The organism is Micromonospora thermarum (assembly GCF_012034245.1).
In the GTDB taxonomy this organism is placed as follows: Bacteria; Actinomycetota; Actinomycetes; order Mycobacteriales; family Micromonosporaceae; genus Micromonospora; species Micromonospora thermarum.
On sequence record NZ_JAATEO010000035.1, the window covers coordinates 46731 to 54148 of the forward strand.

Here is a 7418-nt window from a genome sequence, read left to right on the forward strand (position 1 = left end):
GCACGGGCGGCCGGACGCGGAGGGGTTGCCCGCATCGTACGTGGGCACCCGCCGGGCGCGTCAGCATGCCGCGCCGAGCGCCGTGGAGTCCCGATGAGGATCGGCATCCTGTCGTACCACTTTCCGCCGGAGCCGGCCTTCATCCCCGGCAGCCTCGCCGAGGAACTGGCCCGGCGCGGCCACGAGGTGCGGGTGCTGACCGGCTTCCCGGACTATCCCGGTGGCCACGTCTATCCCGGATGGCGCCAGCGCTGGCACCACGAGACCCGCAGCGAGCGACTGACCGTACGCCGGGTGCCCCGCTACGCCGGGGGAGACGGATCGGTCCGGAGCCGGATGGCCGGATACCTGTCGTTCGCCGGCAGCGCGTCCCTGGTCGGCCGTCGCTTCCTCGCCGGCGTCGACGCCCTCTACGTCCACCAGCCGCCGGCGACCGCCTTCGCCGCCGCCGCCCTGCTGCGGCTGCTCGGCCGGGTGCCGACCGTCCTGCACGTCCAGGACGTGTGGGCCGAGGAGGAGCCCGCCGCCGGTGAGCACGGCCGCTGGGCGGGCCGGATCGCCGGGGCGATGGCGCGGACCTACCGGGCGGCCGACCGGGTGGCGGTCGCGGCGCCGTCGATGCGCGAGCTCGTGGTGGCCGCGGGGGCCGACCCGGCCCGGGTCGACGTGGTCCTCAACTGGACCGACGAGCGGATCTTCCAGCCGGCCCGGCCGAGCCCGGCGGCGCGACGGCTGGTCCGCCGCGACGACCGGTGCGTGGTGATGCACGCCGGCACCATCGGCGCCCGGCAGGGCCTGGAGACGGCGGTACGGGCGGCCGTGGCCCTCGACAGCACGATGGATCTGGTCCTGGTGGGGTCGGGCGAGCAGGAGCGGCGGGTGCGGGGGCTCGCCGCCGAGTTGCGTGCCGACAACGTCCGGTTCGTCGAGCGTCGTTCGCCGCTGGACATGCCGGAGCTGTACGCCGCCGCCGACTACCAACTGGTCATGCTGCGGGACCTGCCGGAGCTGCGCAGCACCCTGCCCGGGAAGCTCCAGGCGGCGCTGTCCTGCGCGGCACCCGTCGTCGCCTCGGCCGGCGGGGACACCGCCGAGCTGGTGGAGCGGGCCCGTGCCGGGCTGTCCTGCCCGCCGGAGGACTGGGCGACGCTCGCTGACCGTTTCTGGCTGGCCGCCACCATCCCGCCGGGCGCCCGGGCCGACATGGGCCGCCGCGGCCGGGAGGCGTACCTGCGGCAGATGTCCATGCCGGCGGGCGTGGACCGGATCGAACGGCTGCTGTACGACGCCGCCGCCCGCTGAGCTGATCCCGCGTACCAATCGCGACGCCGCGCCCCGACGGGCGCGGCGTCGCGTTGTCGTGTGAGCTTCACTCTCATAACGGTCAAGACCGTCAATTCCCCGCCAGGTCGGTCGTTACGTGTTAAGAACGACGGAGAAATCGCCCCGAGTGTCCGATTTCCAGGGAACGGAGTGTTGTGTGAGGGAGAGCGAGGCACCGCGCCGACGGCGCGGTCGATCCCGTCGGCGTCGGCATGCCCGCCTGCGCCGCGCGCTGCTCGCCGCCCTGGTGGCCGGTTCGGTGCTGCTGGTCTCGGCCGGCTGGGTGGGCTTCCGCGGCTGGCAGGCGCGCGCCCACCTGGTGAACGCCGCGGGGCTCGCCCGTGACCTCAGCGCCCAGGTGGTCACCGGGGACACCGAGCGGGCCCAGCGCACGCTCGCCGCGCTGCAGGAGCAGGCCGCCGCCGCCCGCGCGGCCACCGGCGACCCCGGTTGGTGGCTCGGCCGGCAGGCCCCGTACGCCGGGGACAACCTGGTGGCCGTCCGGCAGATCGCCGTCGCCATCGACGACCTGGCCCGGGAGGCGTTCCCGTCGCTGCTCCGGACCGACCTGAGCACCCTGTTGCCGAGAGCGGGGCGCCTCGACGTCCAGCGGCTGCGCGCCCTCTCGACCGAACTCCAGGTGATCGACGCCACCGTGCGGCAGAGCCGGGCGAGCCTCGCCGACGTGCCCACCGCCGGCCTGGTCGCGCAGGTCCGGGCGGCCCTGGCCGACCTGCGGGGAGAGATCGACCGCCTGGCCGCCCTGACCGCCGCGGCCGGCCAGGCCACCCGGCTGTTGCCGCCGCTGCTCGGCGTCGACGGCCCGCGGCGGTACCTCCTGGTCTCCCAGAACCCCGCCGAACTGCGGGCCACCGGCGGCCTCATCGGCGCGTACGCCCTGTTGCACGCCGAGGGCGGGCGGGTGCGGCTCGGCCGCCAGGGCACGAGCGCCGAGCTCGGCCACTTCACCAAGCCGCTGAAGGTCCCCGAGGACGTCCGCGCCCTCTGGGGTGACCTGCCGGGGATCTTTCCGGCCGACGTCAACCTCAGCCCGCACTTCCCGACCGCGGCCGCCCTCTACCGGGAGATGTACCGCCGCAGGACCGGGACGGCTGTGGACGGCGTCCTCGCCGTCGACCCCGTCGTGCTGTCGTACCTGCTGAAGGCCACCGGCCCGGTCCTGGTCCCCGGCGGCGTGCCGCTGGCCGCCGACACCGTGGTGCGGACGCTGCTCAGTGAGGCCTATCAACGCCTCGGCCTCCGTGAGCAGGACGAGTACTTCGCCACCGCGGCGGCGTCGGTCTTCAACACGCTGTTCACGAAGAATGTCGACCAAATGGGGTTATTGTCCGCTTTCGGCCGTAGTATCACCGAACGCCGGATATTGTTCTGGAGTGCCCGACCGGAAGAGCAGCGGACGCTCGGCGACAGCCGGATGGCCGGGGTGCTTCCGGAGAAGGACACCGTGCCGACGGTCGGCGTGTTCCTCAACGACGGCAGCGGCGCGAAGCTGGGCTACTACCTCCGGCCGGAGGCGACCCTGACGGTCGGCGACTGCCAGGACGACGGGAGCAGGGAACTGCGGTTGCGGGTCACCCTGCGCTCGACGGCGCCGAAGAGCGGGCTCAGCGAGTCCGTGCTCGGCCTCGGCCTGGCGGGCGACCCCTACACCGTCCGGACGCTGGTGTCGGTCTACAGCCCGGCCGGCGGCGGCGTGCAGGACGCCCGACTCGACGGCACCGACCTTCCGGTCGGAACCGGTGCCGAGCGGAAACGGCAGGTGGCCACGGCGAGCGTGGAAGTGGCACCGGGAGCCTCCCGGACCGTCGAGGTGACCCTGCACACCGCGAAGACCGGCAGTGGGACGGCCGAACTGTGGCTCACCCCCACCGCCACTCCATGGACCACCCAAGTAGTTACCGCACCAAGCTGTGACCAGTAGGAGGGAACCAATCATGCGGCTATCCCGCATCATCATGGCGCTTACGGTCGGTCTGGCCGTGGCGGCCATGCCGACCGCGGCGGGGGCGGCGCAGCCGCAGCCGACGCAACCGCCGGTGTATCCACCGGGTGGGGTCGAGCTGTCCGTGGGCGACCCCCAGATCGTCCTCGGCGAGACCATCACGCTGTTCGGACGGGGCTGGAACCCCGGCGAGCGCATCGTCATCCGCGTGTCGTCGAGCCCGCTGGCCAACGCCATGTCGGCCGTACGCGGGAGCACCGGCGACCGGGTCGCGATGACACCGGTCGCGTACCGGCCCAGCCGCCACGAGCCGGACATCGGCCCGTTCAGCGCCCGGGCCGACGGCACCTTCGAGGTGACCTACACGCCCCGCCACACCGGCCACTACCTCTTCGAGGCGGTCGGTGAGTCGGGCCGCACGGCCACCGCGCGGGTGACCGTCCTCGGGAAGAAGAAGCACCGGCTGCCGGTGACGGGTGCCAGCACCAGCACCCCGATGAAGGTCGGTGGCGGTCTGGTTGGTGCCGGTGCCGTCCTGCTGCTCATGACGTTCGCGTGGCGCCAGCGGCACCGCTTCAACACGCGGAGCCTCCGCTGACGTGACCGTGCTCCGGGCAGGGCCCGGACATCTCGTGGGCGGGCGCCCGCCGGGTCGATCTCCCGGCGGGCGTCCGCCCCGTGGTGCTGTCAGCAGGCGGGGTAGAGGCGGCGGGTGCCGACGCCCGCGGCGTACGCGGCCCGGTCGCTGAACCGGCAGCCGTAGTCCGCCGCGGCAACCACCGCCGGGTCGGTGACGGTGTCGCCGGGCGGGCGCTCGCCAGTGCGTACCCAGGAAACCAGGTCGTCCCAGGCGGCGCCGGCCTCCGCCGGGGTGAACTCGCAGTGCTGCGCGGCCCGGACCGCCCGCTGGACCACCAGCCGGCTGCGGCCGTGCTTCGCGACGTCGCGGGCGTACACCTGCTCCATCGAGAACGGTACGAACAGGTCGCCGAGGTTGTGCAGGCTGAGCACCGGCGCGGTGGGCCGGCCGGCGATGCGGGGCACCTCGGTCAGGGTCGGGGACAGCCGCTGCCGCAGGTTCTCCGGGGCGACCCGCCGCACGGTGGCGTCGACGTCCACCGGGCTGTTCGGCGCGTACCGGGTGAACAGGTTGGTGGCGAGCTGCCCGGGCCGCTCGGCGGGGGAGTCACCACCGTTGGTCACGCTGATCCCGAACAGGAAGTCCTTCCAGATCGCGAACGTGATGTCGGCGCCGGGACGTGGCCCGCCCGAGCGGTTGATGGTGATGTCTCGGAGCTGGCGACCCCGCTCGTTGGTGATCCCCGGGCTGGTGGGCGTGACCCCGGTCAGGCCGAGCGCCACCTGGATCCGCGGCACCACGGTGGTCAGGTAGTCGGCCGGTACGGGGTAGGCGTCGACCCCGGCGAGGGCCTGCGCGACCAGGTTGTAGTCGAGGAAGAAGTCCAGCAGCGTCTGGTCGCCGAGCACCCCGCACAGCGGCAGCGCACCCGCGTAGAAGCCGGGGTACTGCTCCAGCGAGCGGGCGATCACGTAGCCGCCCATCGACGCGCCCGCCAGGTACGTCCGGTGCGGACGCCGCACCTCCCGGCGGACGTGGTCGGCCAGGTCCTTGGTGCTCAGCACACCGGCCCGGATGTCGAAGCCGTTGCGGTAGTACGAGGAGGACGCCCACGCGTACCCCTGCTCCAGCAGGCGCTGCCGCAACCCGAACCCGGGCGGCTCCGGGGACAGCACCGTGGTCTGCCCGCGGTAGCCGTGCGCCCACAGCACCAGGTCGCCGTTCCACTTCTCCGGGACCTCGACGATGTAGCCGGAGTGGCGGTGGACGCCCTGCCGGACCGTGGTGGGCGCGCCGTCCACCACGAGCGGGGCGAGCGGCGGATTGCTGATCGTGTAGCCCGGCAGCGGCTGCGTGCCGTCGCCGTGGCGGTCGGGGGCGGCGGTCGCGGGCCCGGCGCCGGCGAGCCCGACCGTCAGGGTCAGGGCCACGCCGGCGCCGAGAAGGCGTCGAAGGATACGGGCGGTCGAGGACAGCATCGGCGCTCCCTCTGGGACGGTGGCCGCCCGGTGGTGGAGCCGGGCGGGACGGTGGCTACCGGCCGGTAGGGACTGAACGTAGGCGCGCCGTTCCACCGATGTCAATGGACGACTGACCGGCCGGTTAGTCAGACCACCCCGTGCGCCAGCATCGCCTCCGCCACCCGGCGGAACCCGTTGATGTTCGCGCCGGCCACGTAGTCGCCGGGCAGCCCGTACTCCTCGGCGGTCGCCCAGCAGCGGGCGTGGATGTCCCGCATGGTCTCCCGCAACCGCTGCTCCGACTGCGCGAACGTCCACGAGTCGCGGCTGGCGTTCTGCTGCATCTCCAGCGCGCTGACCGCCACCCCGCCGGCGTTCGCCGCCTTGCCCGGAGCGAACCGCACGCCGGCCCGCCCGAGGATCCGTACCGCCTCCGGCGTGGTCGGCATGTTCGCCCCCTCGACCACCGCGACGCAGCCGCCGGCGACGAGCTCCGCGGCCTCCGCGCCGCCGATCTCGTTCTGCGTCGCGCACGGCAGGGCCACGTCGCAGGGCACCTCCCAGACGGTACGGCCGGAGACCGCGACCGCGTGCGGCACATGGCGTACGTAGTCGTCCAGGCGGGTGCGACGCTCCTCCTTCAACTCCCGCAGCAGCTCCAGGTCGATGCCCTTCTCGTCGAGCACGTACCCGGTGGAGTCGGAACAGGCGACCACCGTCCCGCCGAGCTGGTGCACCTTCTCGATCGCGTAGATCGCCACGTTGCCCGAGCCGGAGACCACCACCCGCTTGCCCTCCATGCCGTCCCCGGTCTGCTTCAGCATCTCCTCGGCGAAGAAGACCGCGCCGTACCCGGTCGCCTCCCGGCGCACCTGCGCACCCCCGTACGCCAGGCCCTTTCCGGTGAGCACCCCCGACTCGTAGCGGTTGGTGATCCGCTTGTACTGCCCGAACAGGTAGCCGATCTCCCGGCTGCCCACCCCGATGTCCCCGGCCGGCACGTCCGTCTGCGCGCCGATGTGCCGGTGCAGCTCCGTCATGAAGCTCTGGCAGAAGCGCATCACCTCCCGGTCCGACCGGCCCTTCGGGTCGAAGTCCGCCCCGCCCTTGCCGCCGCCGATCGGCAGCCCGGTCAGGGCGTTCTTGAAGATCTGCTCGAAACCGAGGAACTTGACGATCCCCAGGTACACCGACGGGTGGAAACGCAGCCCACCCTTGAACGGACCGAGCGCGCTGTTGAACTCGACCCGGAAGCCCCGGTTCACCCGTACCCGGCCGTGGTCGTCCTCCCACGGCACCCGGAAGATCACCTGCCGCTCCGGCTCGCAGATGCGCTCGATGATCCGCGCCTCGACGTACTCCGGGTGCCGCGCCAGGGCCGGCCCGATGCTCTCCAACACCTCCCGAACCGCCTGGTGGAACTCCGGCTCACCCGGGTTCCGGGTGACCACCCGGGCGAACACCGTCTCGACGGTCTCCGGCATCCCGACACGTCCCTTCGATCGCTCCGGCGGCCCCGTTGCCGCCCGCGTCGGCGACTTCGCCGAACCGTCCCCGGATACGTAGCGTCACCCCTGTCCGGTTCATCCTTCGCGGTCGCTCTGGTCGCGGTCGGTCGGGCCGCTTGGGTCTTTTTGTGGTTGCGGTCAGGGGTGTGGCCCGCCGTGTCCGGCTTCGGGCGGTCAGGCTTGATCCCTGCGCCGGTCACGGCGGGCCACACCCCTGACCTGGTCCCGGTCCGCCCGGCCCCGCCGGCTCAGACCGGAAGCGCGGCGGGATGTTGGCGGGAAGTGGCCGTTGGAGGGGCCGGATTCCTCCGTGACCTCGCTGTGTCGGCTGTGCTGTCGTGGTCCGCGTGTCCGGTTTCGGTGTCACGTGGTGGGCTGTGTGTCGGGTTTGGGGGTGTGATCGGGGGCATCGTGGGGGTGGAATCGTGGCGGTGCCGGGGTCGTTACATCACCTGGACGATCGAGCAGCGCCCGCCTTCGTGGCAGGGTGAGCGGCCCCCGGAATGATGGCGGCCGGCGGTCGTTGCATCTGGACCCGGCACCACGAGGCCCCCCGGCCTGGGGCGCCGGTCCTTGCGGTCACG

5 protein-coding genes are annotated in these 7418 nt (G+C 72.9%); 3 read left to right on the forward strand and 2 right to left on the reverse strand.

Annotated elements, in window-relative coordinates; all coding sequences use genetic code 11:
* The first annotated feature begins 93 nt into the window (after nt 1-93).
* The 3 genes from HCJ94_RS25110 to HCJ94_RS25120 all read left to right on the forward strand — a co-directional run bounded on the left by HCJ94_RS25110 (nt 94) and on the right by HCJ94_RS25120 (nt 3884).
* The gene (locus HCJ94_RS25110) at nt 94-1302 is read left to right on the forward strand and encodes a glycosyltransferase family 4 protein (protein WP_168003514.1); all 1209 of its coding nucleotides are present in this window, start codon (nt 94-96) and stop codon (nt 1300-1302) included.
* A gap of 178 nt (nt 1303-1480) precedes the next feature.
* The gene (locus HCJ94_RS25115) at nt 1481-3265 is read left to right on the forward strand and encodes a DUF4012 domain-containing protein (RefSeq protein ID WP_168003515.1); all 1785 of its coding nucleotides are present in this window, start codon (nt 1481-1483) and stop codon (nt 3263-3265) included.
* A 13-nt stretch (nt 3266-3278) separates the two neighbouring features.
* Entirely contained in the window at nt 3279-3884 is a 606-nt protein-coding gene (locus HCJ94_RS25120; RefSeq protein WP_168003516.1) for a hypothetical protein, read from the forward strand.
* Nucleotides 3885-3973: 89 nt separating this feature from the next.
* On the opposite strand, the gene HCJ94_RS25125 is transcribed toward HCJ94_RS25120, so the two are convergent.
* Both HCJ94_RS25125 and gdhA read right to left on the reverse strand, forming a co-directional pair.
* Entirely contained in the window at nt 3974-5344 is a 1371-nt protein-coding gene (locus HCJ94_RS25125; RefSeq protein ID WP_168003517.1) for a hypothetical protein, read from the reverse strand.
* Nucleotides 5345-5472: 128 nt separating this feature from the next.
* On the reverse strand, nt 5473-6810 hold the full coding sequence (gdhA, locus tag HCJ94_RS25130; RefSeq protein WP_168003518.1) for an NADP-specific glutamate dehydrogenase: 1338 nt from the start codon (nt 6808-6810) through the stop codon (nt 5473-5475).
* Nucleotides 6811-7418 lie beyond the last annotated feature (608 nt).

Coding starts and splice junctions, on each gene's coding strand:
- HCJ94_RS25110 (WP_168003514.1), top strand. CDS start 94: ATGAGGATCGGCATCCTGTCGTACCACTTTCCGCCGGAGCCGGCCTTC.
- HCJ94_RS25120 (WP_168003516.1), top strand. CDS start 3,279: ATGCGGCTATCCCGCATCATCATGGCGCTTACGGTCGGTCTGGCCGTG.
- HCJ94_RS25125 (WP_168003517.1), bottom strand. CDS start 5,344: ATGCTGTCCTCGACCGCCCGTATCCTTCGACGCCTTCTCGGCGCCGGC.
- gdhA (WP_168003518.1), bottom strand. CDS start 6,810: ATGCCGGAGACCGTCGAGACGGTGTTCGCCCGGGTGGTCACCCGGAAC.